Here is a 24,832-nt window from a genome sequence, read left to right as displayed (position 1 = left end):
GGCGTTATCTGACGGGTCGACGGAGCGCATTAATGGGGGACGGGCGCGGAAACGGAATTACACGAGGGCCAGCAGGATGCCCACGGCGATGAACAGGATTCCGAAGATGCGGTTGAGGATCAGTTGCCCGCGCTCGCTGGCCGTCAGGTGTTTGAGCTGCTTGGCGCCGGCGGCAAAAATGAACCACATGACGATGATGTCAATGACAACAACCGTGGCCGTCAGGATGGCGTATTGCGGCAGTAACGGATCATTCGGCCGGATGAACTGAGGCATGAACGCCAGGAAAAAGACGATCGCCTTCGGGTTGAGCAGGTTGACCCACAGCCCGCGGCGGAACATCGAGATTCCGGACTCAGCAGCGGCAGGGGAGTCACTGGCGTCGGACGTCTCTGCCTTGGCCAGCAGCTTTCGGATGCCCAAATACACCAGATAGGCGGCGCCCACGTAGCGGATCATCATGAACAGGAACGGGGAATTGGAGACAATGATGCCCACGCCCGCCGCAACGATGACCACATGGATCACGAGCGCCAACTGCTGGCCAAGGATGCCCCAGAACGAGCGGCGGAACCCGGAAGTCAGCGCGTTGGACATGGTGTTGATGGCGCCCGCGCCCGGAGTCAGGCTGATCATGGCGCCGGCGCCCGCGAGGGCCAGCCAAAGTGAGAATTGCACCCGCTTAGTTTACGGGTCAACGGGGCCGCTCCTGTGGCGGAGGCCGGCTGGAGCTACGCCCGGGCGATGATCTCCCCGTTGGGCATGAGGAACCAGCCATCATTGGAGGCGCCCCAGGTCCGCCAACCGGCAGCGATCCGCGCCAGCGTGGCCGCATCCGCGTAACCGTAGGCGATGGCCTGTTCGGCAAAGGCTGAGCCCACCGTCCGGTCCGCCCACACGCCAGACAGCCAGGCTCGCTGCTCCGCCGTGGCGTACAGCCAGTTGGCGCTCGACGGCGTGACCTCGCTCAGTCCCGCGGCGTGCGCCCAGTGCAGTAGTCGACGCCCGGCGTCCGGTTCCGCCTGATTGTGCCGGGCCACCTGCTGATACAACGCCATCCACTCATCGAGTTCGGGAAGCTGCGGGTACCAGGACATGCCATGAAAATCGGCGTCCCGGGCGGCCACAATGCCACCGGGCTTCGTGACGCGCCGCATTTCACGCATCGCCTCAACGGGATCGGTCAGATGCTGCATGACCTGATGGGCATGAACCACATCAAAGCTGTCATCGGGGAAGTCCAGGTTGTAGACATCGCCCGTCTCAAAGCTGAGGTTGTGCAGGTGCCGTTCCCTGGCCAGTGCCGTTGCGGCGGCCACAACTTCGGGCGCCCGGTCCAGCCCCAGCACTTCGCCGGGGGCCAGCAACAGGGCAAAATCGGCCGTGATGGTGCCGGGCCCGGAGCCCACATCCAGTAGCTTGAGCCCATGCGTCAAGTATGGAATCAGATACGCCGCGGAATTTTCCGCAGTCCGTGAAGCGTGCGATCGCAGCACACTTTCGTGGTGTCCGTGGGTGTAGACGTCACCCTGATCCCGGCCTTCGGTGCTGGATTGATCGCTCATAAATGGAGCGTACGCCCGTCGGAGCGGCAGCGGCCAGAGTTTCTTGAAGAGTGGACGGCCGTCCCCAACCCAAGCGCTCCGGAATGTGGCGCAGGGCACCAAAACCGGCCGTCCGGCGTCGTACTTGTTCGCCCAACGTGAAAGTTGAGTCAACTACGCTCAACTTCATTTGACAAGGAAACGAGCCTGAGTAAAGTTGAGTCCAGAACGCTCAATACCGCTGGTTGAGCGACCCGAGCACCATACAGGTGACGGACAAGTTCACGCAGCGGCTCATGAAAGGAACCACTTATGTCACGTGCCGTAGGTATTGACCTCGGAACCACCAACTCTGTTGTATCCGTCTTGGAAGGTGGCGAGCCCACCGTTATCGCCAACGCTGAAGGCGGCCGCACCACGCCCTCGATCGTTGCCTTCTCCAAGTCCGGCGAAGTCCTGGTTGGCGAAATCGCCAAGCGCCAGGCCGTCAACAACATCGACCGCACCATCGCTTCCGTCAAGCGCCACATGGGCACCGACTGGTCCATCGCGATCGACGACAAGAAGTACACGGCTCAGGAAATCTCCGCTCGTATCTTGATGAAGCTCAAGAACGACGCCGAAGCATACTTGGGCGAAAAGGTCACCGACGCTGTTATCACCGTCCCGGCCTACTTCAACGACGCCGAGCGTCAGGCCACGAAGGAAGCTGGCGAAATTGCTGGCTTGAACGTTCTGCGTATTGTCAACGAGCCCACCGCGGCTGCCTTGGCTTACGGCCTGGAAAAGGGCAAGGAAGACGAGCTCATCCTCGTATTCGACCTCGGTGGCGGAACGTTCGATGTTTCCCTGCTCGAAGTTGGCAAGGATGAAGACAACTTCTCCACCATCCAGGTTCGCTCCACCGCCGGTGACAACCGCCTCGGTGGCGACGACTGGGACCAGCGTGTTGTTGACTACCTGCTGAACCAGCTCAAGGTCAAGGGCATCGACCTGTCCAAGGACAAGATCGCCCTGCAGCGTCTGAAGGAAGCTGCCGAGCAGGCCAAGAAGGAACTCTCCTCGGCTTCCAGCACCAGCGTTTCCCTGCAGTACCTCTCCGTTACCGCTGACGGTCCGGTTCACTTGGACGAGCAGTTGACCCGCGCGAAGTTCCAGGAACTGACCTCCGATCTGCTCGAGCGCACCAAGAAGCCGTTCACGGACGTCATCAAGGAAGCCGGCATCAAGGTTTCCGACATCGATCACATCGTGCTTGTTGGTGGTTCCACCCGCATGCCCGCCGTTTCCGAGCTCGTCAAGGAGCTCGCCGGCGGCCAGGAGCCCAACAAGGGTGTCAACCCGGATGAGGTTGTGGCCGTTGGTGCCGCACTGCAGGCTGGCGTTTTGAAGGGCGAGCGCAAGGACGTTCTGCTCATCGACGTCACCCCGCTGTCCTTGGGTATTGAAACCAAGGGTGGTGTCATGACGCACCTGATCGAGCGCAACACGGCCATCCCCACCAAGCGTTCCGAGACCTTCACGACTGCTGACGACAACCAGCCGTCAGTGGCTATCCAGGTCTTCCAGGGTGAGCGTCAGTTCACTCGCGACAACAAGCCGCTGGGCACGTTCGAGTTGACCGGTATTGCTCCGGCTCCGCGCGGCGTCCCGCAGGTTGAGGTCACCTTCGACATCGATGCCAACGGCATTGTGCACGTGTCCGCCAAGGACAAGGGCACCGGCGTTGAGCAGTCAATGACCATCACGGGCGGCTCCTCGCTGTCCAAGGATGACATTGAGCGCATGGTTCGCGAAGCTGAAGAGCACGCAGCCGAGGACAAGGAACGCCGCGAGGCAGCAGATCTGCGCAACTCCGCAGAGCAGCTGCACTACTCCGTGGACAAGGTTCTGGCCGACAACGATGACAAGCTCTCCGACGAGGTCAAGAACCCCGTCAAGGAAGATGTCACCGCGCTCAAGACCGCTCTTGCAGGCGACGACGACGCAGCCGTGAAGACCGCGTTTGAGAAGCTGCAGGCTTCACAGTCCTCACTCGGCGAAGCCATCTACGCCGCAGCCCAGGCTGAGGGTGCAACGGCCGACGCCGGAGCTTCCGAAGGTGCCGACTCCTCCGCTGCCGACGAAGACATCGTCGACGCCGAGGTTGTCGACGAAGAAGCAGACGAGAAGAAGTAAGCATGTCTGAGTCCGTAAACCCCGAAGAGGGCGAGCCGGTGGATCCAGTGGATCCGGTGGGCGAGCCTGTCGAGAGCAATGGCGATGCACTGTCCCAGGCCGAGGAAATTCTCAACGGTGTTGAGGTTCCGGCCGACGAGGCAGTTGCCCAGGGCAGTTCTGTTGAAGAGGCCGCCGAGTTGAAGAATGACCTTCTTCGCTTGCAGGCCGAGTACGTCAACTACCGCAAGCGCGTTGAGCGCGACCGGGCAGTTGCCGGGCAGATGGCCGTCATTGGCGTCCTGAACTCACTTCTTCCCGTCCTTGACGGCATTGACGCAGGGCGTACCCACGGCGACATCGTCGATGGACCGTTCGCGGCAATTGCAACCAAGCTGGAAGCTGCCTTGGCCACCTATGGTCTGGAAAAGATCGACGCCACCGGCGTTGCTTTTGACCCGACCGTGCACGAGGCGCTCATCCAGCAGCCGTCGGCAGAGGTGGAGATTGACACTGTCAGCCAGGTGCTGCGCAATGGTTACAAGTCCGGTGAGCGTATTCTGCGCGCCGCTCAGGTGATCGTAGCCGTACCCGAGTAACGCGCCATTATTGGTGGTCGAGCCTGTCGAGACCCTTCGTCTCGACAGGCTCGACATCTGCATTTCCCCACAAACTTTAGAAAGGAGACGTCTTGGCAAGTCAGGACTGGGCAGAAAAAGACTTCTACAAGATTCTTGGAGTATCCAAGGATGCTTCCGAAGCCGATATCAAAAAGGCCTACCGAAAGCTGGCCCGCAAGTATCACCCGGATACAAACTCCGGTGACCCGCAGGCGGAAAAGACCTTCAAGGACGTCTCCGAAGCGTATTCCGTGCTCTCCAGCAAGGAAGACCGCGAACAGTATGACGCCATCCGCGCCATGGGCGGCGGTGCCCGCTTCAGCGCAGGAGGCGCCGGCCACAACGGCGGCGGTGGCTTTGAAGACGTCTTCGGCGACCTCTTCGGTGGTGGCCGCAGCGCCCCCCGCAGCAATCCCGGCTTTGGCAGTTCAGGCCTGCCCCCGGAATTTGCCGACCTCTTCGGTGGCGGCGGTGGTGGTGGTTTCGGCGGCTTCCAGCCCCAACCCACTAAGGGTGCCGATCGTAGCGCCAGCACCACCATTTCCTTCGGTGGATCCATCAACGGAACCAAGATTGCGCTGCGCGAGCCAAACGGCGACGTCATTGATGTCCGCATTCCCGCGGGCATCAAGGATGGCCAGAAGGTCCGTGTCAAGGGCAAGGGTCAGTCCGGAGCGGCCGGCCCCGGCGATTTGATGGTCACGGTAAACGTCAAGGCGCACGAGTTTTTCGTCCGCGACGGCGACAACATTCGCGTCCACGTTCCCGTCTCCTTCCCCGAGGCAGCCCTCGGTGCGGACATCAGCGTCCCCACGCTGACCGGCGATACTGTGCGCCTCCGCGTGCCTGCCGGAACGCCGTCGGGCCGTACCCTGCGCGTCAAGGGTGCCGGCGTGAAGACCAAGAAGGGCGACGGCGACCTGCTGGTCACGATCGACGTGGCAGTTCCGCAAAAGCTCAACAAGGAAGCCGAAGAGGCCGTGCGTGCCTTTGCGGCAGCCACTGAAGACGGCAACCCCCGCGCGGCGCTGGCGGACAAAGCCAAGTTGTAGAGCCCATGATCGTCGATCCCTACTCACCGATCTTTGTGATCTCCGTGGCGGCCGAACTGGCCGACATGCATCCGCAGACCCTGCGCCAGTACGACAGGCTGGGGATTGTGAAGCCCAGCCGGGCGCCCGGGCGATCGCGGCGCTACTCGCAGCATGATGTGAACATGCTGCGAGAGGTGCAGCGGCTCTCACAAGAAGGCGTTTCCCTGGAGGGCATTCGCCGCATCATGGAGTTGCAGAACCAGGTCGATGCGTTGCGCTCGAGGGTCGTGGAGCTCAGTGAACAGCTTGAGATTGTCACGGCCGAGATGGAATCGCGGCCGCCACGCACCAACAGCAGGATTTTCGCGGCGGGTCTGATGGGTGGGGATATCGTGGCTCTTGCCCGGGGCCAGCGTCCGCGCCCGCGCAGCCAGGCCATGGTGGTCTGGCGGCCAAAAGCGATAACGCCCAAAAAGCGCCTCCCGCCCCTTCCCTAACAACTAACCCGCAGTAGTGGTCGAAAAAGTCACGATTTCCGTGAATTTTCAGCCACTACTGCGGGTCAGTTGTTTAAGGGGTTAGTCGCGGAAGAGGCCGGCCAGATCGGTCGCCGTCAAGGCTCCGCTGGAGAGCGAATCCCCGCTCATGACATCTGAGAACAGTCGGGACTTCTTCGCCTTCAGGGCCATGACCTTTTCCTCGATCGTGTCCTTGGCAACCAGACGGTAAACCATCACGTTCTTCTTCTGGCCAATGCGGTGCGTACGGTCAACGGCCTGCGCCTCGGACGCCGGGTTCCACCAGGGATCAAGGATGAACACGTAGTCTGCCTCGGTCAGGTTCAAACCGAAACCACCGGCCTTGAGGCTGATCAGGAACAGTGGCGAATCACCATTCTTGAATTCGTCCACAACGGCGGCCCTGTTCCGGGTGCCTCCGTCAAGGTACTGGAAATCGATGCCCTCGGCGACGAGTCGATCGCGCACCTTGCCCAAGAATCCCGTGAACTGGCTGAAAATCAGCGCACGGTGGCCTTCCTTGACCACATCCTCCAGCTGTTCAAACAGGACGTCCAGCTTGGATGAACGCACACCAGCGTGACCCTCGTCCACGAGGGACACGTCAAGGCTGAGCTGACGCAGCAAGGTCAGTGACTGGAAGATGGTGAAGCGGTTCTTGTTCACATCCTCCAGCAGACCCAAAATCTTGGCACGTTCACGCTGCAGGTGTGTCTGGTAAATCTTCTGGTGACGAGGATTCAACTCAACTTCCAGCACCTGCTCCTGCTTGGCCGGAAGGTCGGCAATGACCTGCTCCTTGGTACGCCGCAGCATGAGCGGCTTGACCCGGGCCCGCAGCTTCGCCAGCAACTCGGAGTCCGCATTCTTTTCAATGGGGCGCTGGTAGAACTCGGCAAAACGCTTGGGGCTGGGGAACAGGCCGGGAGCCACAATGGAGAGCAGGGCCCACAGTTCCATGAGGTTGTTTTCCATGGGGGTACCCGTGACGGCCAGCTTGAACGGGGCCTTCAACTTCCGGGCACACTGGTAAGCCTTCGACTGGTGGTTCTTGACGAACTGCGCTTCATCGAGGATCAATCCGGCAAACGGCTGCATCCCGTATTCGGCAAAATCGATGCGGAACAGGGCATACGAGGTAATGACGATGTCCGCTCCGTCAAAGAACTTGGCGGAATTCAGGCCACTCTTTGCAAACGTCTCGGAAACCGTGACAACCCGCAGTCCCGGAGCGAACTTGATGCTTTCACTGGCCCAGTTGCCAACCACGGAGGTCGGGGCAACCACAAGGAAGGGTTTGTTGCCCGAACCGGAGCCGGAGCCAACGCTGTCGCCCGTGCCAGCCTCGGCAGCAGCATCGGTTCCCACGCCGGCCGCAGCATCCGCCTTGACCTGGCACATCAAGGCAAGGGTCTGGACGGTCTTACCCAAGCCCATATCATCGGCAAGAACGCCGCCAAGGCCAAGGCTGTACAAGAAGTGCAGCCAGTTGAACCCATCCAGCTGATACGGGCGCAGGGTTGCATTCAACCCGGCGGGAGCCGCCAGCGGAACGGGAGGTCCGCCGTCGAGCAGTCCGGAAATAGTGTTGCGCCAGGCCTGAGCCTGCTCGTCAACGATGCCCAGCTGCGCCAGTTCGTCCCAGAGGCCGGCCTGGAAGCGGCTGATCCGCAGCTCGCCATCCTTGTTGTCATTGAGGCTGCGGGCTTCATCGATCAGGGCGCGCAGCTGGTGCAGTTCGGGGCGATCCAGAGAGAAATAGGCACCGCTGGGCAGCAACATGCGCGAATTGCCAGCCGCCAGCGCGGAGAATACAGCGGCGAAGGAGACGTACTGACCCTCGAGCGTGATCACAATGCCCAGGTCAAACCAGTCACGCTCATCGGTGGCCTTGGTGGAAATGGTCACGACGGGAGCCTCGGTGACCTCACGGTAACTGGCGATGTCACCGCTGGTGTCAACCTCCACACCGGGTAGCTCCCGCAGCCTTGGCAGGACAGTCTCGGTGAAGGTCAAAGTGTCGAGGCCGCTCAGCGCTGCGGTGCCAGCCAGCGACGGCTCACCCCACGCGTGATTCGCGGCGACACCCATGTCCGTGATGTCTTCCCACGGCTGTCCGACGCTGGCGATCAGCCGCGCCTCGGCACCAGTGTCGCGAACGGCGTGCTCACCTAGCTCGGGCCACAGTGGAAGCGACGTGACGCGGCTGCCCACGGGGTAATGCCACTCCCAATGCAACCTGACCGTGTGATCGGTGCCGTAGGCGGCTAGCAACGAAAGCGTGGGCTCAACGTAGGCCGGCAATTCCACCGAATGATCCGCCGAAACCACCGAGGCGGCCTGCTTCAGCTGCGGATAAAACTGTGTCAGGAACTTCTCCCGGGCCGTCTCCGGGATGTGGACGGTCTCCTTGCGGAGGGCAAAATCAAGCATCTGTGCCGAAGCTTCTGCCGGCAAGGGTGCCAGGGTGATGTCTCCCCGTACGACGCCGCTGCGGGCCGGGCCAGCATTCACACCTGACGCGGTGGGCTCGTTGTGATCACTGAAAAACAGCCCGTTGACAGGGTTGCCGACGCGGCCCACGATCTCCGCGGTGACGGGTACGCCGTCGATCTCGATCAGCGGGCCAACGTCAAGGCCACCCGACTCTTCCTGCGTGACATCGAGTTGAAGCGTGGCGTTATGGTCAACAACCCGAACCGGATCGCCGTTGCCCGTCTGGATCAGGGCAATACCGTTCTTATGGGCGCCATGGAGCAGCTGCCAGAGGTTGCGGCCGGCGAAGTCATTCAGCGACAGCCAAGAGCCTGCATTTCCGTGGTTGAACTGCCGCGGGCTGTGCGAGGTCAGGAATTCGGTAAGCCATTCCAACTGGGTGCGGTCGTGGGCGCCGCCGTAGGTCAGGTAACCAAGAGTGGCCCAGCTGACGCCGGTCTTGACCCATTTTCCGCGCGTCCCCATGACTACGGGGCGGACGTTGAGGACCGGCTCCGAGGGGACTGTGCTGCCCCGGCCGCGGTATGAAAAGCGGGGCGGCGGTACATGAAGTTCAAATTGCAGACCCAAGGCGGGCGTGTCCGCGCTCGGGGCGAAGGTGGCCGGTGGAAGGAGGGCTGACAGCGCAGCCTCCCATGAATCCACTGGTTCAACTGTGGGGGTCTTAGCCGGTGCGGCGGCTGCAGTCTTGCCGTCCTTGGCCTTGGCCAGCAGGGTTTCCAGGAATGTCGGTTCCCGCGGTGCCTCTTCGGGGACGAAAAAGTCGGTGAACGACTGGTCGGCTTCGGCGGCGGCGATCAGGGCAACCACGTGTTTGCAGTTCTGGCGAATCGGGCAATTGCAGATGCCCACACGGCAGGCGATGACGCCGTCGTGCTCGCGGACGAGCTTCGCCGTGGTCCGGTAGACCTGGGTGCCTTCCACCTTGCCGGAGAGCAGACCGGTGGCCGGTTCAAGCGTTATTTCGCTGACCCGGCCTTGGTCGGCATACACGCGGCCGGCTGCGATGGAATTGTCGGTGAACTCGGCGATTCGCGTTAGCAAACGGGAACTCGCGGAGGAGTGCGTCACGGAACTTTTCCACCTGTCGGTTGAGGGTGGTCCAAGATTGCGAACCACATCTATCAATCTTAGGCGGCTTTGGGGACCACTTTCATCTTTTGGAGTCGTAGATGTCCAGCGATAGGCGAATCTTGGTGTTATTGCTGGCGAAATTAGATGTTGGCAGCGTAGGAGCGCAGAAGAATTTGGGCCACATTGGCGTCAACATCCGCGGCTTCGCGCAGACGGACCTTACGGGTGAACGGATCGCCGGCCCTGACATTGACGGCTTCGAGCCGGCCGCCCGGGGCTTCATCCAGCCGTAGGAAGATATCAACCGCGGATTTGCTGACGGGCGTGACCTGGGCGAACTTCCGCCGCGATGTGTTGAGCGTGAAGTATGTCTTGCGCAATTGAATTTCCGTGATCGCGGTGCCGCTTTCGGCCCAAGCCTGGACTAAAGCAATGACGGCGTCGGCAATGGGGCGCAAGTTCAAGCGGTCGGCATACTGCCCGTCCAACAGCTGTCTGGCGTCCTTCAGGAAGAAATCGGGATACCCGAACAACTCCCACATGACAGGGTTTTGGGCGTAACCACTCACTCCGTTCGCGGCTAACCAGCGGCGCGTGTCAGCTTCAGAAACAACGTCCGTGACACGCACCTCGGCCAGCCACCACGCCACATCATGGCCGGTCCGGCGCAGCAACAACCCCGTGTTGTGCTCCAACATTTCCTGCCACGTCTTGACCTGCGGCCTGCTGGACGCTGTCGCTGACTCGCTTGATGACGGCTCGCCCGGCACGGCGTTTAGTTGCGGCGCAAGGCGAGGTCGAAGATGACCCGGCCGGCCTTGTGCGCCTTGTTTTCGAAGCTGGTCAGGATGCGCCCGCCAAAGCGCGGAGCCCAGCCACCAACCGTGTCCGGCTCGTCGCTTTGTTCGCAGTCCACGCCGCTGAGCCGCGCTGCGGTAAGTGGACTCTCGGAACCGGAATGTTCGCCGTCGTGAACGTTGGTGAACTCCTCTGCCGCGTTGCCAACTTCCAGCATCTGCTCGGCGTAGGAGGACCAGTCGGTGGCCAGACGCCAAGTGCCGCCGGGGGCAAGGACGCGGGCCACGAGGGGGGCGAAGTTGTCGTTCACCATGCGGCGCTTGTTGTGCTTGGTCTTGTGCCAGGGATCCGGGAAGAATACCCAGACCTCGCTCACCGAACCGGTCGGCAGCATGGTCCTCAGGACCTCTGGGGCGTTCGCCTGAACAACACGGACGTTGCTGATCTTGTTGGCGACGAGCTTCTGGATGGTCTGAGCCAGGCCGGGCGTGTAAACCTCGACAGCGAGGAAGTCCTTGTCTGGGTTCTCCTTGGCCGCGTGCACAATGGCATCGCCAAGGCCGGAGCCGATTTCGACGACGAGCGGGGCCGTGCGGCCGAACTCTTCCTCGGCGTCAAAGGAGTACTCCGGGTGAACGGAAGTGTCGGCAATATGGCGGGGGATGTCCACGGCCAGGTATGCGGAGTGCTCGTCCCAAGCCTTCTGGCGTTTGCCCTGCAGGCGCGTGCCGCGGCGCACGAATGACACTGTCTGCCTGCGGTACGTGCCTTCGGCGGCCTGGGTTCCCGGCGTGATAGGACGGGCAGAGCCGTCCCCGGAGCGGGGTGCGCGCTGGTCAGCAGCTGCGGAGGCGTCTGCGTCTGCGACTGTTGCTGGGGATTCTGGGCCGGAAACTTGATTTTCACTCATCGGGGTTAAGCGTACCGGGCTTCGGCTCCGTCCACTCGTCGCGGTAGCTCGGGCTACCCCGGTCCTTGCTCGATCTGGATTCAAGATGCGCCAAACCCACCATGAGTTCGGCGCATATGAAAAGTGGCGTTCCCTTATGCGCGGAACTGGAGGCCAGTTGTGCGCCACGGCTAAGATGCGCCAAACTCGTCGCGAGTTCAGCGCATAGGAAAACCCCGGCCAGGAAACGCCGGCACTCCGTTTTTGCCTGGCGTCCTGAGCCTCGGAGAAGGTGAGATGCGGCACTAAGATGAGCGTCCGGCGTCGGGCCGCTGCTAGACTGAGACTACTTAATGTGCGTTACGCGCATTCTGCGTCGATGAACGCATGCAACTTGTCCCGCACGGACTTGCCTCAAGGCAGTCGCGGTTGACACGCTCTGGCATTGAATCGGCGAACCCGCGGTCAAAACTGCCCGTGGGACGTTGAACCGCCTTACGAAAGATTCTCTCTTTACATGACAACTTTTGCTGCCCTTGGTGCGCCCAAGGAAATCGTTGCTTCACTCGCCGCTCAGGGCATTGAAGAAGCATTCCCCATCCAGATCAAGACCTTGCCTGACACACTCGCAGGTCGCGATGTTCTGGGTCGCGGCCGCACCGGCTCCGGCAAGACCATTGCCTTCGCAATCCCGCTCGTGGCCCGCCTGGCCGAGCGCGAAGCTCCTTACTTCCGCAAGCCCGGCCGCCCCATGGGCCTGGTCCTTGCACCGACCCGCGAGCTGGCAACCCAGCTGAACAACACCATCGAGCCCCTCGCCAAGGCCATGGGCTTGAACACCACGGTTATCTACGGTGGCGTCTCACAGGCTCGTCAGGAAAAGGCCCTGCGCGCCGGCGTCGACATCGTCATCGCCTGCCCCGGCCGCCTCGAAGACCTCATGAAGCAGCGCATCGTTTCGCTGGAAAGCGTTGAGATCACGGTTCTCGATGAGGCCGACCACATGGCTGACCTTGGCTTCCTGCCCGTCGTCAAGCGTCTCCTGGACACCACCCCCACGCAGGGTCAGCGCATGCTGTTCTCCGCAACCTTGGATAACGGCGTTGACAAGATTGTTCAGCGTTACCTCTCCAACCAGCTCACCCACTCGGTGGACGAGCCCAAGGCTGCCGTCTCCACCATGGAGCACCACGTCTTGGTCGTCAATGACCAGACCGTGAAGAAGCAGGTCATCGTTGAGCTCGCATCCGGCGCCGGTCGCCGCATCCTGTTCATGCGCACCAAGCACCACGCCCGCAAGCTGGCCAAGACCCTGACCGACGCCGGCATCCCCGCCGTCGACCTTCATGGAAACCTGTCACAGAATGCACGTGACCGGAACCTGGCCGAGTTCTCCACTGGCGACGTCCGCGTCCTGGTTGCCACCGACGTTGCCGCCCGCGGCGTGCACGTTGATGACATTGAACTGGTCATCCACGTTGACCCGCCCACAGAGCACAAGGCTTACCTGCACCGTTCAGGCCGTACGGCTCGCGCCGGGTCCGACGGCGTTGTTGTCACTTTGACGCTTCCCGAGCAGCAGGGCGACGTCAAGAAGCTCATGCGCGCAGCAGGCGTTGACGTGAACTTCGAGCGCGTCACCACCAGCTCACCGCTGATCGCCACCTTGGTTGGCGCAGTTGCTGACAAGATCGATCCGCGCACCCGCGCAGCTTTGCTCGCATCCAAGCAGCCTGCTCAGGGCGGTGGCACCTCAACCGGTGCAAACGCTCAGCGTAAGCGTTCGGTCCGCTCCGGCGCAGCCCCCACAGCCGGTGGCCGTGGCGGCCGCGGTGGCCGTGGCCGCGTTGCTTCCGAATCCTCCGAGCGTCCGGCAGCCGCGGGCAACCGCGGCGAACGCCGTGAAGGTGCTCAGCAGGGTGCCCGCTTCGGCGGTGGCGAAAACCGCCGTCCGGCACGTTCCGCCGAGGGCCGCCCGGCCCGCGACGGCGACGTCGCTCGCGGCAAGCGTTCCCCTCAGGGTGGATCACGCGAGGGTTCACGCGAGGGTTCACGAGAGGGCGCAGGCGCACGCACCAACTCGAGCGTTGCCTGGTCCTCCAACACTGGTGGTACTTCCGGTGGCAGCTACAACGCTAACGGTGGTGGCTCGGCTCGTCCGGCACGCTCCGGTGGCGGTGCTCGCCGCGCGTCGGCTCCGGCCTCCAACCAGCGTCGCAGCCGCTAAATAATCACACGAACGACTCGCAGCAGATGGCCACAATGTGCCGGTGCTGCGGGTCGTTTGTTGTTTAACCTCAAGAGGTACGACGCCGACACTCACCTTAGGTGGGCCGCGGCAGGAACCTAGGTGTCCGGCGTCGAACGTTAGGGAACGAGCTTCCGTGAAGCAAGACGGTTGCCCACCAGCGTGGCGGCTGCCATCGTGATGAGTGCGCCCATCACCAGCGCCGCGGGTTCACCGGGTGCCAGCAGGTTTTGCTGGATGCCAATGGTTGCGGCGGCGATCGGCACGCCAAGCTGGGACGCCGAGAGCACCCCTAGCGGCAGCGGAAGGCCGAGAAAATGTGTCAGCGCGTGGACGCCGATGGCGCCGCAGCCCAGGGCCAGGCCGAGCAGCATCATGTGCGGTGCCATGGCTAATTCGCGCAAATCAAGGGAGGATCCGAGCCACAGGAAGAACAGTGGACCAAGGAAACCTTCCGTCAGGGCGAACAGTTGGTGGGCAAGGCGCCGCGGCTCACCTACCGCAGATACGGCCAGCCCAAAGGCGAAGCCTGCGAGCATGATGGACACGTGACTCCACACGGCAAGCCCGGCCAACGCGAACAGAACAGCCAGTTGAAACCGGAGCTCTAGTGCGAACTTGCGTTGTTCGGAAACCCGGTGGATTTTTTGCTGTAGCCCGGTTTGGTCTGCCTTGCGCAGGATGAAGAATAATGCTGTTGCACTGGCCAATACGGCCAGTGAACCGAGCGCCGCCCGCCCCGCGGCGGCTGGGTTGAGGACTAGCGGCAGGGCCACGATGGCGAGGGTGTCAGCCATGGCCACCTGAGCTGTCATGGCCAAGATATTGGGGCCCTTGAGCTTGAGTGAGCCGACGATCGGCAGCACCAAGGCCGCGGACGACGACGCCAGCAGGACAATATAGAGCGGCGCATGGCCCGTGCCGAACCAGGCCGCAACAGCAATACCGACGGCTGCAGCCGCTACGGCCACCACCGCCATTCGTACGGCCCCGCTGCCCAACGCGGAACGAATTTGCTGATCCCGAACGGGGACGTGAGAACCAGCCACAAACATGATCAAGGCAAACCCGAGGTCGGCAAGAAATATGAAAGTCGGTTCGGCCGGGTCTACGAGGCCTAATCCGCTGCGGCCAATGAGGATACCTGCCACCAGTTCACCGATGACCACCGGAACGTGCCACTTGCGCGGAAGTGCCAATAAGGGACCCAGCAGTGCGGCGGCGCAGATCAAGGCCAGAACCGGAAATGTCATGAGCAGGGCCACGCGCGGCTGGCCAAACATTGCTGTTCCATGTGCTCATTGTGCACGGCGGACGCGTTTTGCCAAAGGGGGCAGGCCGTGATGCTAGAGCAGGACACTTCCCTCGATGCACTTGGTGACGTGTCCACCAACCCAGATCGCGTCGTCATCGATGTCGATGTGCACCCGCCCTTCCCTGCCGAGAACGGTTCCCTGAGATGCCACATAGTTTTGGGGAGCCATATTGGTGTCGTTCATCCACCGGGCCAAGCCCGCGTTGAGGCTTCCGGTAACCGGGTCTTCCCAAACGGCGTCGCCGCCGAAGAACGCGCGCACCTCGAACTGAGTCTCGGATTCGGGGCCGTAGGGGCCAACAACGCCGATTTCTAGGTCATCCAGCAGCCCGGGATCTGGGCGCAGGGCCAGGACCTGCTGTGCAGACGCCAATCTGATGCCCATCCAGCGAGGTCCGTTGACGATCCACGAGGAGTCGAGGATATCCGCGCGCTCAATGCCGAGAACACTGGCAACTCGCCGCAACCGTGCTTCTTCGATGGGCTCGTAACGAGTGAGGGGCGGCGCCTCGAAGGCCAAGCGGTCATCCGTAACGCGGACCGGAACCAGGCCTGCCGCGCATTCCTGCAGGATCACGCCGCCAGCTCCAACCGTTCCGCCCGACTCCAGCCAGGCTCTCGCCGATCCGAGTGTGGGGTGGCCGGCGAAGGGCAGTTCCTCACTCGCCGTAAAAATTCTGACGCGGTAGTCAGCCCGTGGATCTTCCGGAGCCAACAGAAACGTGGTCTCGGCGAGGTTGGTCCAGTTGGCGAACTGCTGCATGTCCGCCGTACTCAGGCCATCGGCGTCATGAACCACGGCAAGTGCATTCCCACGGTACGCCGTCGCTGAGAAGACATCGACCTCGCTGTATCGGCGCGACTTCATCACGGAGTTAGAGAACGGGGTCGATGCTCAGCACGGCGAGGAAGCCGCGGCCGGAAATTTCCGGGGCAGCGTCCGAGCCCACCACCGTGTCAAACTTGCCCAACGCCTCGGCGACGGGCGCGGGGGAGGAGGCTCCGGCGTCGTCCGTTGTTGCGGGAGAAACGGTGGCCGAGCCCTGCAGCAGCACGGCAAACTGGTCGGCGAACACCGGGTGCGGGCGCTTCTTGGACAGCTCGATAATGGCGGCGTAGCCCTTGAACGCGCCGCGCCGGGTCATGAGGTTCAGGTCCTTCAAGGTGCCGGTGGGCAGGGCTGCGGAGGTCTCGGAATCGCCGGAAAAGCGGAACGGGCGGAACTTTTCGAGGGCCTGCTCGGCGCCGTCGACCGTCAGTGCAATGAGCTCGCCGTCGACGATCGTGATGATCCGGTCAACGCCGGGCATGGGCGAGAACGGGCCGGCCTTGGCCACCTCGGCGAGGCTGACGCGCCAGTCCCAGTTCTTGGTGTCCGGGCCGGCCGCAATCTGCCGCGTGACACCGCCGCCGTTGGCCCAGGGGGTTGACTTGAGCGAGGCGTAACGGATGATTTCCACTATTTTTCGTCCTCATTCTTCACGCTGTACACGTGCAATCGTTTGGGATCTGACGGCCGACGGCGGAGCTTGCGTTTGTAGTACGACCAGCCTCCCGTGATAGCTAGGGAGACGGCGAAGGCCAGCACGATCTTGATCGGCAGGTTGGTTCTGACAAAGGTGAGCACCAAAATCATGGCTGCGAAGCTGGCGAAGTTGACGATGATGTCCAGCCAGTCGGTCTTATTACGCATGGGACAAGCTTACGCGGCGCCAGGATCCGAATGTGGCGCCAGCCTTTTTAGCGATAGCTACTCACGAAGGGCTGGTTGCTTGGCACGATTTCCTTGCCGAGTGGCATGAGGGAAATCGGGATCATCTTCAGGTTGGCAATGGCCAGGGGGATGCCGATGATGGTGATCGCCATGGCAAAGGCCGTGGTGACGTGGCCGATCACGATCCAGATGCCGGCAACCAGAAGCCAAATGACATTTCCCAGCGTGCTGGCGATGCCCGTGCCGCCGGGCTTATCCACCACGGTACGGCCAAAGGGCCAAAGTGCGTATCCGGCGATGCGGAACGAGGCGATTCCCCACGGGATCGTGATGATAAGAATGCAGCAGAGAATTCCAGCCGCGAAATAGCCCAGGGCCAGCCAGAAACCGCCAAACACGAGCCAAATGACGTTCAGAATAGTCTTCATCATTCCATTCTGCCCTGCCAAGATGGGGAGCGCCTCAGGGATGCCCCTGAAAACACCCTGAACTAGGTTTCCTCTCAGTCCCTCACCATTCGCCGGTGCTAGGCTGATTTGCACCACCATCACTTCCAAAACTGCAAGGAAACCGGCAATTCCATGGACTTCGGAACCGTCTTTTTGATTCTCATGCTGGTCGTCATTGCCATTGTTTTGGGTGTGGCCATCACCCTTGGCGTCCTCATTTACCGCGGCGCCTTGAGCCTTGCGAAAATCTCCAAGCCGAAGATTGAATCGGCCAAACGCAGCGCGCTGAAGGTCCGCGCCGAGTCCAGCACAGGCCCGGTTGCCGAGATATTGAAGCAGCGCGTTGCTTTGCAGGACGCGCTCGAGGCCACACGCCGCTCCCTCGGTGTGGCCCAGTCGACCGGGCAGTACACGGGCAATCTCGAGTCCATTTTCAACACGCTCCAGCAGACCGGAACGGTCATGGACCATCAGCTGTTGGTGGCGCAGCAGGAGCCAGATCGCGCCGTGCAGGCCCTGTACGCGAAGACCCTCGGTGTTCAGGTTGAGCAGATCACCCAAACCGCCTTGGGGGTCCGCAACGCGCTCGCCAGCGCCGCTGCTCCCGCTGGCGATGTCGACATGAAGGACCTCACCCGCACGCTCGAAATCGAGGCCACCATGCTCAAGAACTGGTCCACAACGTATACGGATCTCGGCCAGGACTAGGCCATGAGTTTCCTTGCCCGGATGTTCGGTTCCAAATCTTCCACTGTTAAGCGTTCCCCCGCTCAGTACGACGCCGGAGCCTCCTCGCGCGAACAGCTCACGTTGTCGGATGCGCAGCGTAAGCAACAGTCCGCTGTGCAAAAGATGCGTCGCGGGGTTGCCGATGTTTCGGTGAGTCGGCAGCGGCTGGACCTTCAAGCCGCCGATCTCCAGCAGGCCATGGGTGCGTTGGCGGAACAAGCGAAGAAGTCGGAGTCTTCCGGCGATTGGGCAGCGGCCCAAACTGCCATGAACGGCCACCTGATCATGGGGGAGCAGTTGGGGGATTTGATCTCGCAACGCGACGCCCTGTGGGAACAGGAAACCATGCTGATCGCCGCACTAACCCAGCTCCAGGCAAGGGTCAGCGGGTTCAACGTCACGGTGGAAACCCTCAAGGCGGCGCATACTGCGGCCGGCGCCGATCATGCCATCGCCAAGGCGTTAAATGACCTCGACGACAAAAACGGCCAAGGCAAATAACCCCAACTACCGATCCTCGCTCACATACGGGGCACTTTCTGCGGACGCTCGCTCGGTCGGCAAGAGAACGCTGCCGGCGAAGCTCCGTACCTGAGCGAGGGTTCTGGAAAACAGGCCCGTAAGTGAGCGAGGGATGAGATTGGGGGTTCAGTTCTCCGCGACGTCACCCGAGGCAACGTCAAAGGTGAAGGAACGCTCTGCCGTGTCAGTTCCTGCCTTCACTGTGAAGGAAAGGACGAGCGTGCCGAGTGCAACGTCGGCGTCCGTCAACGTATAGCTGCTCTTGAATCCGCGGGTGGCGCCTGCGTCGAGCGATTCCGCGTCCAGCACCGTCTCAGAGACGAGTCCTGCCGCCAGGGAGACCGCGGCCGATGGCGTGAATTCGGAAGCAGCGATCCGTCCTGAAAACGCCAGAACGTCGCCGGCCTTGTATCCGGCCATGACGGGCCCGTAGTTCAGGTCCTGTGATTCCCTGTTGGACAACACCTGTGGGGCATCCTCGGAGTAGCCCTGGCCAACTTCCTTCCATGCGGAGGGATCCCAATCGCCATCCGTCTGGCTCAGCACGAAACTCTCGCCCACGCTCTCCCACACGGCTGGGCGGCCAGGGGTGATCGAACGCAACACCACGCATAAGCTGACGTTGCCCGCGAAGGAGGTTCCGGCGTCGTGCGTCAAAGAGGTAGTCGGTGAGGCCAACAAGTCCTCCGGATCGACCGCGACAAACACGATCTCCTGGTAGCCCTGACGTTCGTAGAGCACGCCGATCCGGCCATCGGGCAGGCGGGCGGCGGTGGAATATTCGCTACTTCCAGCGCATAGTACGACGGCGAATGGCCACGTTGCGCCGTTATCTTGCGAGAGCTTCAGGAGGGTGTTGCGGCGCAGGAGGGAATCATGATTGTGGGTGGCCATGAGCCAGCTCGCGGTCTCGGGGGTGGCCAGAACGGTGACATTGGGCAGGCCGTCGAAGCGCGCCACGGAGCCGTTGTCGCTGGGATCGGGCAGCTCGAGGTGTGGTTGCGCGGGGGAGTAGGACTGGCCGCCGTTGGTGGACACCGCCGTGAGCCGGTGCGGGGTGGCGCGCGAATGCATCAGCAGCGTGCCGTCCGCGAGGCACACCACCTTGTTCTCGTTGGCGCCCGCGATGAATTCACCCAAGGTCCAGCTCTCACCATGATCGTCACTATAGGCACTGGCGGCCTTGATCTCACCACGGTGCAGGAGCACAAATTGCTGCACCAGGCGCCCCTTGAACGGGCCGACATGAATCTGGATGCCCGCGCCCGCGGCCGCGAAAAGACCCGTCACGCCGTCGATCTTGAGCATGGCTGTGAGGCGGCGGTGTTGCCAGGTGGCGCCGTCGTCATCGGAAAAGCTGAGGTCGGCGTGCTGGATGGCGTCCTCATTGCCCAGGCCCTCGACAGCCTCGAAGAAGCCCGCATGCGTTCCGGCCGCGTGGAACATGAAGATCCGGTGGGTGTCCGTGTCGATCAGCAGGCTGGGATCGCCGTAACCATCCAGTCCGGTGCCCGTGCGGACCGTTTGCTGAGGTTCCCAGGTGACGCCATTATCGGTGCTGCGGCGCAGGAGCAGGTCAATCGGATTGGGTAGATCGTCCAGATTGGGTCGGCCATCGTAGGCGGCAAGAAGGGTGCCGCGAGGGGATACGGCAAGGGCCGGAATACGGTACTGGCGGTGGCCGGCAATGCCTCGGCGGGCAAGAACCTGTTCAGAGGAGGCAAGGGGATTGATCACACGATGAGTTTAGCGCCGATTCGGCCGCCGATCCGGGCCCCGCGCTACGCCCACACCGAATCAGATCCAGCCCTGCTGCCAAGCTTTTTCGGCAGCGTCGTGCCGCGAAACGGCGTCAAGTTTCATCATGGCCGAGGACAGGTAGTTACGTACAGTTCCGGGCGCCAGATGCAACGCCTCGGCGATTTGGGCCACGCTGGTCGTTGACCGGCTATACCGAAGTGCGTCCAGTTCCCGGTCCGTGAGCGGGCAACGCTCGGCGGTCAGGGCCGTCGCGGCAATTTCCGGGTCAATGTAGCGCTTACCGGCCGCCACATCACGGATGACATGGGCCAGATCCTCCGCCGCCGTGGACTTCGGGACGAACCCTGACACCTTCGACGCCAGCGCTCGCCGCAATACTCCGGGCCGGGCATGGCGGGTCACGATGATGACGCGGGTATTAACAGTGGCGAGAATACGTGCGGCGGCCTCTAAACCATCGGCCCGCGGCATCTCAAGATCCAGCAGGCAGATATCAGGTTGGGTAGCTAAAGCCAGCTCGGCGGCCGTGACGCCATTGTCTGCGCTCGCCACGACCTCGATGTCCGGTTCCAGACCTAGGAGTGCCTCGAGGGCGCCGCGGATGAGGTGTTCGTCGTCGGCTATTAGGAGGCGAATACGCCGTGGTTCACTCACGCGAGAGTTCCTTTGGTGGGGACGGAGGCCTGAAGTTCGAAGCGTTCGGCGTTCATGGTTATTTCAAGTTTTCCACCCAGGGCTTCGACGCGTTCGCGCAGCCCGGTGATTCCGTTGCCGGAGCTCGGCTGGCTTGCTGCCGGTCCAGATACGCCGTTGTTGCTGATGGTGAGCGTGCAGCAGTCCGCCGTCGTTACCAGGGCCATGGCGGCATGCGTGGCCTCGCTGTGCCGGAGGATATTAGTGGTGGCCTCACGCGCGATCATGGCCAGCGCATTGCGGGCCGCCGGGCTGCTGGGCAGTGGGTCAAGCGTGAGTTCGCAGTGCGCCCCGGCAGCGGAAAGAACCTCGCGCGCATTTTCCAGTTCGTTCTCGAGCACTGTCTCTCGATATCCCGATACGAGCGAGCGGGTCTCCTCGAGCGCCTGCTTGGCAATGAGCCGCGCCTCGTGAATATGCTCGCGGGCGGCGTCGGGATTCCCCGCGAGTAGCCGCTCGGCGAGCTCCGATTTCAGGGCGATGACCTGCAGATGATGCCCCTGGATGTCATGGAGATCCGCGGCAAAGCGCAGCCGTTCCTGCGCGACGGCGAGTTCGGCAGCGAGGAGCCGATGCCTGTCCAACTCCACGACAATCCCCCACCACCACAGGCTGCTCAGTATGAGGAGGGGCATGCCTGCCGCATAGACAAGCAGCATGCGTGTTCCCGGATTATCCGGAAGGTCATAGTGCGCACCGTTGATCAGTGAGTAAATGAACGGATGCAGTAGGGACACAACGAGCCCCGCACCCAGAACCGTCATGCGTGGTCGGAGTGGAAGCAGACAGGCGATGAGGGTGATGCCCAGCCACAAGGGAAGAGCCCACATCAGTGTGTCGGCCGGCGCAAACAGACCCAGGAGCCACACCAAAAGTGCCGGGACAAGAAGGGCCGTGGTCCATAGCGGGCGAGGAAGCCCGCCGCCCAGTCCGGCGCGGAGGAACCAGCAGTAGCGAATTTGGGGGACAACAGAGGCAAGGAGGCTCAGTACGAGAAGGCTCGAGACGACGTCGTACTGGGCATTGAACGACTCGACGGCCAAGCTCAGCAGCGTGGCATCGAGAACCACAAGGACAAAAACGATGGAGCCCAAGGTGTAGGTCCAGGTGGTGCGCACGCTACGACCCGGGGCTGCGGATGGGCGCGGAATTTCAGGGGAGATAGCGGGCATATCGCCCAGTCTAGGGCAATGACATTTGTCATGGACGGGCATGCGAAAGTGCCCGAGAAGCCATGACGGCAGGACACTACGCGGCGTGCTGGCAGGGCGGCAGGATTGAATTATCAACGTTCCCTGCCCCTGAAAGTAGCTCTCATGATTGAATCTCTGCAGTCCTTCGCCGCCTCCCTCCCTGCAATGCTGCAGTGGGTGGGCGTGCTGCTTGTCGCGGGAATTCCTTTTGTGGATTCCTACTTTGGTGCGGTGATCGGGGTGGTTATCGGCCTGAATCCTGCGCTCGCCATTGGGGTTGCCGTGGTGGGCAATGTGATCTCGATGCTGCTCTTTGTGTTTGGCACCCACAAGGTGCGGAGCAAGGTGTCCGCCGGTAAAACCGTGAAGGAGCTTTCGCCGCGTCAGCAAAAACTACGCACGGCGTTCGATAAATATGGCGTGGCAGGCGTGAGTCTGGTCGGCCCGGCCATCCTGCCGAGCCAGTTCACCTCGGTCGCCATGGTGTCCTTTGGAGCTCCAAAGAATGCCGTCATCCTGTGGCAGGTCATCGCCATCATTATCTGGGGTACCGCGTTCGGCGTGGCCGCTTCGCTGGGCGTCTCGCTGGCCCGCTAGCTACGTGGGTCGGCTATTCGACGGTGATGCCCAGGTGCACGGCCAGAATGGGGGCCAGTAGGCCCAGCTGGTAGTCGTCAATCACGACGCCGGACATGGAACCGACGCCGTTGAGCGTACGGAATTCGGTGGTGCGCAGATCGAGATCCTTCAGCGTCGCCTGCTGTAGATCGAGGGTTCCGATCCGGCAGTTCTTCAAGGCCATGCGGGTGATCTTCGCGCCGCCAAGGTCCAGCTCGCCGATGATGCAGTCGCTGATCTGCAGGTCAATGATCTTGGACGAGCGCAGATTCAGGAAGTCGATTTTCCCGCCGTCGATCCGTACCGACTGCCAGCTGCTGTCATAAAGTTCTGCCGATCCCCAGCGCGGTGAGGTGATCTCGGTGTCGCGCCAGCTGGTGCGGGCGCCCTTCATGATCGGGGCGAAGCTGTCGTTGAGAACCGTGCCGCGGAACCGCACACCACGCAGCTCTGTGTCGTTGAGCGTTGGCCCGTTGAGCTCGCACTCCAGGAAATCTGTTGAGGTCAGATTGGCTTCATCAAAAGCGGTCCGGTTAAATTGCTGACCGTCATACGTCTCACCCGGGCCGAAGAATGCGTCATCGTTCTCCGCAAGATCGTGCAGGTCAAGGGGAGTGAGACGGGGAGCGCGGGGTTCATTCTTCGAAGCCATGTCCCCAGAGTATCGGGCTGCGGTGACATCGAAATTCTGATAACCATCGGCGGTGTTGGTCAGTCGTCGAAGATAATGCTCAGCCCAGAGGTATAGGCAGGGCCGGTGGCGGCCGGGGGCGCCAGCGGCCTTGGTGCGGTTCCGGCAGACCAGGTTCGTGTTGCCCGAAAACTGTAGCCGTCCTGGGCGGCCATTTCCCAGTCAAATTCCACCGCTTGCCCGGCCTGCAGCGCACGGTAGCCGGGCATGGCGAGGTGTGAATAGTGGACCCAGCAACCACCGGGGGTCTCGTCCGAATCCACGATGCCCCAGCCCTCGTCGTCGTACCACAGACGAACAATTCCCAAGGTGACCATGGCGCCAGCCTAAGGGAAATGCGGTGGACCGGCTAGGCCACCCGCTCCACAACCTGGAAACGCTGCAGGACCACCAGGCTGTCGTCATCCACAGTAAATTCCGGGTCCCCCATGGCCTCGCGCATCTCGGCGGAGTGCCAAAATTCCTCATGTCCGGCCCGCCATTGCGCCACCGAGGTGTGGCCTTCGCCCTCGTCGATGGCGTGCTGCAGATCAACATCTGCCAGCCGGACTGTGCGGACCTCGGTCACTTCGATGACGGCGACACCCTTTCCAGCGGAGTCAACCACCAGCTCCCTGCCGCCAACGTAAGGCAGGCCTTCCTCTTCGATCTCATACTCAATAAGGGTCGCGGTGGTGGACGTCTTGGAACCATCGAGAATCGCGCCGACCAATTGATCGCGCAGTGGTCCTGGGAACGCAAACTCGGAAACCGGCAGTGCGCTGTAGTCAGTCATGGAATCAGCCTACTAGTCACCTTTTTGGCACAATCGTTCTAATTCATCGCTCAGGTTTTGCTGCGCCTGCGCAGCCCAAAGCTCACGCCCCTTATGTGTGTGAAACATCGGCTCCAGGGCGAGCAATTGACGCACGACGGCGGCGCGCCCCTTGCTAAAGTCGCTCTCGGACACGTGGGCGTAGTCCCGGCGAACGCCAGTAATGTAGCGGGAATACTCGCTCGGCGCCGACCCAAGGATGGCGAGGTCGGCATCGCACAGGAGGTGCCCGGCGTCGTCCTTGGGGTCGGGGGAGTGGGTGGCCGTCAGTCGCACCAACCGTGCCACCTCACCGACTTCCATGGCGGGAACCAATCCTTCAAGGCTCAGTTGTGCCAAAACAGCCGAGTCCTCTTCGTCGCTGGGCCTGCCGTTGTAGACGGCGTCGTGAAACCACGCCGCCAGCGCCACGGCTCGGGGTACGGAGCGGCTGGTCAACAGCTCAAGTGCCTCCAAAACCGCCAGGAGATGGGTGGCCGAGTGGTAATTCCGGTGGGGCTCGTTCCAGCGGCTCAGCAAGGATGCGCCCAGCTCCACTTGGCCGGGAAGAAGCGCATCCCAGCGGAGCTCCAAAACAGAACCGACTGACTTGACTCGGTATTTGGCTTTGATACGCAGGCCGGACGCAACCAGGGTCCGGGCCAGTTCCTTGCCGGAAAGGGGCACGGCGCCCGCTGCAACAAGATCCCCGTAAATGCGCTCCGGAACGTCGTAATGATCAAGGTCAAAGGCCCGCTCGGCAACCCCATTGGCCGCAGCGAAAGCATGCAACTCATCCACAGACGTGTCTGAAATCAGGTGGGAAAAGACGGTTCCGTGCGCCGGCCAAAAGGGCGGATCGATGAAGATCATGGCCTTAGTGTAGGCGGATGTTCCCCGGGAGGCCGTCCTGCGAATATGACCTGCCGGTCCAGCGCGCATAGACTCGTTTGAGTTCAACACATCAAGCGAAAGC

25 protein-coding genes are annotated in these 24,832 nt (G+C 61.9%); 8 read left to right on the top strand and 17 right to left on the bottom strand.

Features of this window, described 5'->3' with window-relative positions; all coding sequences use genetic code 11:
- Positions 1 to 57: 57 nt before the first annotated feature.
- Positions 58 to 678: a LysE family transporter gene (locus ACP7B9_RS10285; protein WP_425863046.1), complete on the bottom strand. Its 621-nt coding sequence runs from the start codon at positions 676 to 678 to the stop codon at positions 58 to 60.
- 53 nt (positions 679 to 731) lie between these two features.
- A complete protein-coding gene (locus ACP7B9_RS10280; RefSeq protein ID WP_425863044.1) occupies positions 732 to 1,565 on the bottom strand; it encodes a class I SAM-dependent methyltransferase in 834 nt (277 codons plus the stop codon).
- Positions 1,566 to 1,856: 291 nt separating this feature from the next.
- On the opposite strand from ACP7B9_RS10280, the gene dnaK reads away from it, so the two are divergent.
- From dnaK to ACP7B9_RS10260, 4 genes are all read left to right on the top strand, one after another.
- Entirely contained in the window at positions 1,857 to 3,722 is a 1,866-nt protein-coding gene (gene dnaK, locus ACP7B9_RS10275; protein WP_425863043.1) for a molecular chaperone DnaK, read from the top strand.
- Between the two features lie 2 nt (positions 3,723 to 3,724).
- Complete coding sequence (locus ACP7B9_RS10270) at positions 3,725 to 4,300, top strand: nucleotide exchange factor GrpE (RefSeq protein WP_425863041.1); 576 nt, start codon at positions 3,725 to 3,727, stop codon at positions 4,298 to 4,300.
- Positions 4,301 to 4,392: 92 nt separating this feature from the next.
- Positions 4,393 to 5,373: a DnaJ C-terminal domain-containing protein gene (locus ACP7B9_RS10265; RefSeq protein WP_425863039.1), complete on the top strand. Its 981-nt coding sequence runs from the start codon at positions 4,393 to 4,395 to the stop codon at positions 5,371 to 5,373.
- A 5-nt stretch (positions 5,374 to 5,378) separates the two neighbouring features.
- Entirely contained in the window at positions 5,379 to 5,852 is a 474-nt protein-coding gene (locus tag ACP7B9_RS10260; RefSeq protein WP_425863038.1) for a heat shock protein transcriptional repressor HspR, read from the top strand.
- Positions 5,853 to 5,933: 81 nt separating this feature from the next.
- On the opposite strand, the gene ACP7B9_RS10255 is transcribed toward ACP7B9_RS10260, so the two are convergent.
- The 3 genes from ACP7B9_RS10255 to trmB form a co-directional block, all read right to left on the bottom strand.
- Complete coding sequence (locus ACP7B9_RS10255; protein ID WP_425863037.1) at positions 5,934 to 9,440, bottom strand: SNF2-related protein; 3,507 nt, start codon at positions 9,438 to 9,440, stop codon at positions 5,934 to 5,936.
- Positions 9,441 to 9,583: 143 nt separating this feature from the next.
- The gene (locus tag ACP7B9_RS10250; protein WP_425863035.1) at positions 9,584 to 10,141 is read right to left on the bottom strand and encodes a DUF5655 domain-containing protein; all 558 of its coding nucleotides are present in this window, start codon (positions 10,139 to 10,141) and stop codon (positions 9,584 to 9,586) included.
- Between the two features lie 77 nt (positions 10,142 to 10,218).
- Complete coding sequence (gene trmB / locus ACP7B9_RS10245; protein WP_425863034.1) at positions 10,219 to 11,151, bottom strand: tRNA (guanosine(46)-N7)-methyltransferase TrmB; 933 nt, start codon at positions 11,149 to 11,151, stop codon at positions 10,219 to 10,221.
- A 496-nt stretch (positions 11,152 to 11,647) separates the two neighbouring features.
- Here trmB and ACP7B9_RS10240 point away from each other — a divergent pair, with 496 nt between their 5' ends.
- Positions 11,648 to 13,357 (top strand): DEAD/DEAH box helicase, encoded by a 1,710-nt coding sequence (locus ACP7B9_RS10240; protein ID WP_425863033.1) that lies wholly within the window; start codon positions 11,648 to 11,650, stop codon positions 13,355 to 13,357.
- Positions 13,358 to 13,497: 140 nt separating this feature from the next.
- Here the strand turns inward: ACP7B9_RS10240 and ACP7B9_RS10235 are convergent, their stop codons facing one another.
- The 5 genes from ACP7B9_RS10235 to ACP7B9_RS10215 form a co-directional block, all read right to left on the bottom strand.
- Complete coding sequence (locus ACP7B9_RS10235) at positions 13,498 to 14,661, bottom strand: cation:proton antiporter (RefSeq protein WP_425863032.1); 1,164 nt, start codon at positions 14,659 to 14,661, stop codon at positions 13,498 to 13,500.
- A 63-nt stretch (positions 14,662 to 14,724) separates the two neighbouring features.
- Positions 14,725 to 15,561 (bottom strand): PhzF family phenazine biosynthesis protein, encoded by an 837-nt coding sequence (locus tag ACP7B9_RS10230; protein WP_425863150.1) that lies wholly within the window; start codon positions 15,559 to 15,561, stop codon positions 14,725 to 14,727.
- Between the two features lie 7 nt (positions 15,562 to 15,568).
- Positions 15,569 to 16,153, bottom strand: a complete 585-nt coding sequence (locus tag ACP7B9_RS10225; RefSeq protein WP_425863030.1) for a HutD/Ves family protein — start codon at positions 16,151 to 16,153, stop codon at positions 15,569 to 15,571.
- Positions 16,153 to 16,386 carry a hypothetical protein gene (locus tag ACP7B9_RS10220; protein WP_044577518.1) on the bottom strand — a complete coding sequence of 78 codons (234 nt, stop codon included), beginning with the start codon at positions 16,384 to 16,386 and terminating at the stop codon, positions 16,153 to 16,155. Before ACP7B9_RS10220 ends, ACP7B9_RS10225 begins: the two co-directional genes overlap by 1 nt.
- Positions 16,387 to 16,433: 47 nt before the next feature.
- Positions 16,434 to 16,835, bottom strand: coding sequence for a YccF domain-containing protein (locus tag ACP7B9_RS10215; protein ID WP_425863029.1), 402 nt, complete (start codon positions 16,833 to 16,835; stop codon positions 16,434 to 16,436).
- Between the two features lie 153 nt (positions 16,836 to 16,988).
- Between ACP7B9_RS10215 and ACP7B9_RS10210 the strand changes: the two genes are divergently transcribed.
- Together ACP7B9_RS10210 and ACP7B9_RS10205 are read left to right on the top strand one after the other, a co-directional pair.
- Positions 16,989 to 17,564 (top strand): hypothetical protein, encoded by a 576-nt coding sequence (locus ACP7B9_RS10210; protein WP_425863027.1) that lies wholly within the window; start codon positions 16,989 to 16,991, stop codon positions 17,562 to 17,564.
- A 3-nt stretch (positions 17,565 to 17,567) separates the two neighbouring features.
- On the top strand, positions 17,568 to 18,086 hold the full coding sequence (locus ACP7B9_RS10205) for a PspA/IM30 family protein (protein WP_425863025.1): 519 nt from the start codon (positions 17,568 to 17,570) through the stop codon (positions 18,084 to 18,086).
- A 147-nt stretch (positions 18,087 to 18,233) separates the two neighbouring features.
- Here ACP7B9_RS10205 and ACP7B9_RS10200 read toward each other — a convergent pair whose 3' ends face one another.
- Genes ACP7B9_RS10200 through ACP7B9_RS10190 form a run of 3 tightly spaced genes read right to left on the bottom strand, consistent with a single transcriptional unit; the run spans position 18,234 to position 21,733 of the window.
- Positions 18,234 to 19,844, bottom strand: a complete 1,611-nt coding sequence (locus tag ACP7B9_RS10200; protein WP_425863024.1) for a sialidase family protein — start codon at positions 19,842 to 19,844, stop codon at positions 18,234 to 18,236.
- Positions 19,845 to 19,904: 60 nt separating this feature from the next.
- The gene (locus ACP7B9_RS10195) at positions 19,905 to 20,522 is read right to left on the bottom strand and encodes a response regulator transcription factor (RefSeq protein WP_425863022.1); all 618 of its coding nucleotides are present in this window, start codon (positions 20,520 to 20,522) and stop codon (positions 19,905 to 19,907) included.
- On the bottom strand, positions 20,519 to 21,733 hold the full coding sequence (locus ACP7B9_RS10190; RefSeq protein ID WP_425863020.1) for a sensor histidine kinase: 1,215 nt from the start codon (positions 21,731 to 21,733) through the stop codon (positions 20,519 to 20,521). The genes ACP7B9_RS10195 and ACP7B9_RS10190 overlap by 4 nt, the downstream gene beginning before the upstream one ends.
- A 144-nt stretch (positions 21,734 to 21,877) precedes the next feature.
- Here ACP7B9_RS10190 and ACP7B9_RS10185 point away from each other — a divergent pair, with 144 nt between their 5' ends.
- The gene (locus ACP7B9_RS10185) at positions 21,878 to 22,351 is read left to right on the top strand and encodes a hypothetical protein (RefSeq protein WP_425863018.1); all 474 of its coding nucleotides are present in this window, start codon (positions 21,878 to 21,880) and stop codon (positions 22,349 to 22,351) included.
- A 13-nt stretch (positions 22,352 to 22,364) separates the two neighbouring features.
- Here the strand turns inward: ACP7B9_RS10185 and ACP7B9_RS10180 are convergent, their stop codons facing one another.
- Genes ACP7B9_RS10180 through ACP7B9_RS10165 form a run of 4 tightly spaced genes read right to left on the bottom strand, consistent with a single transcriptional unit; the run spans position 22,365 to position 24,729 of the window.
- A complete protein-coding gene (locus tag ACP7B9_RS10180; RefSeq protein ID WP_425863016.1) occupies positions 22,365 to 23,024 on the bottom strand; it encodes a pentapeptide repeat-containing protein in 660 nt (219 codons plus the stop codon).
- A gap of 59 nt (positions 23,025 to 23,083) precedes the next feature.
- A complete protein-coding gene (locus ACP7B9_RS10175; RefSeq protein WP_425863014.1) occupies positions 23,084 to 23,380 on the bottom strand; it encodes a cold-shock protein in 297 nt (98 codons plus the stop codon).
- Between the two features lie 32 nt (positions 23,381 to 23,412).
- Positions 23,413 to 23,838, bottom strand: a complete 426-nt coding sequence (locus tag ACP7B9_RS10170; protein ID WP_425863013.1) for an ASCH domain-containing protein — start codon at positions 23,836 to 23,838, stop codon at positions 23,413 to 23,415.
- Between the two features lie 12 nt (positions 23,839 to 23,850).
- A complete protein-coding gene (locus ACP7B9_RS10165) occupies positions 23,851 to 24,729 on the bottom strand; it encodes a DUF4031 domain-containing protein (protein WP_425863011.1) in 879 nt (292 codons plus the stop codon).
- Positions 24,730 to 24,832: the final 103 nt, after the last annotated feature.

This window comes from Arthrobacter sp. TWP1-1 (genome assembly GCF_049897845.1).
Lineage (GTDB): Bacteria > Actinomycetota > Actinomycetes > Actinomycetales > Micrococcaceae > Specibacter.
The sequence above is the reverse complement of the archived record's forward strand: the minus strand, read 5'-3'. Positions and strand labels throughout refer to the sequence as shown.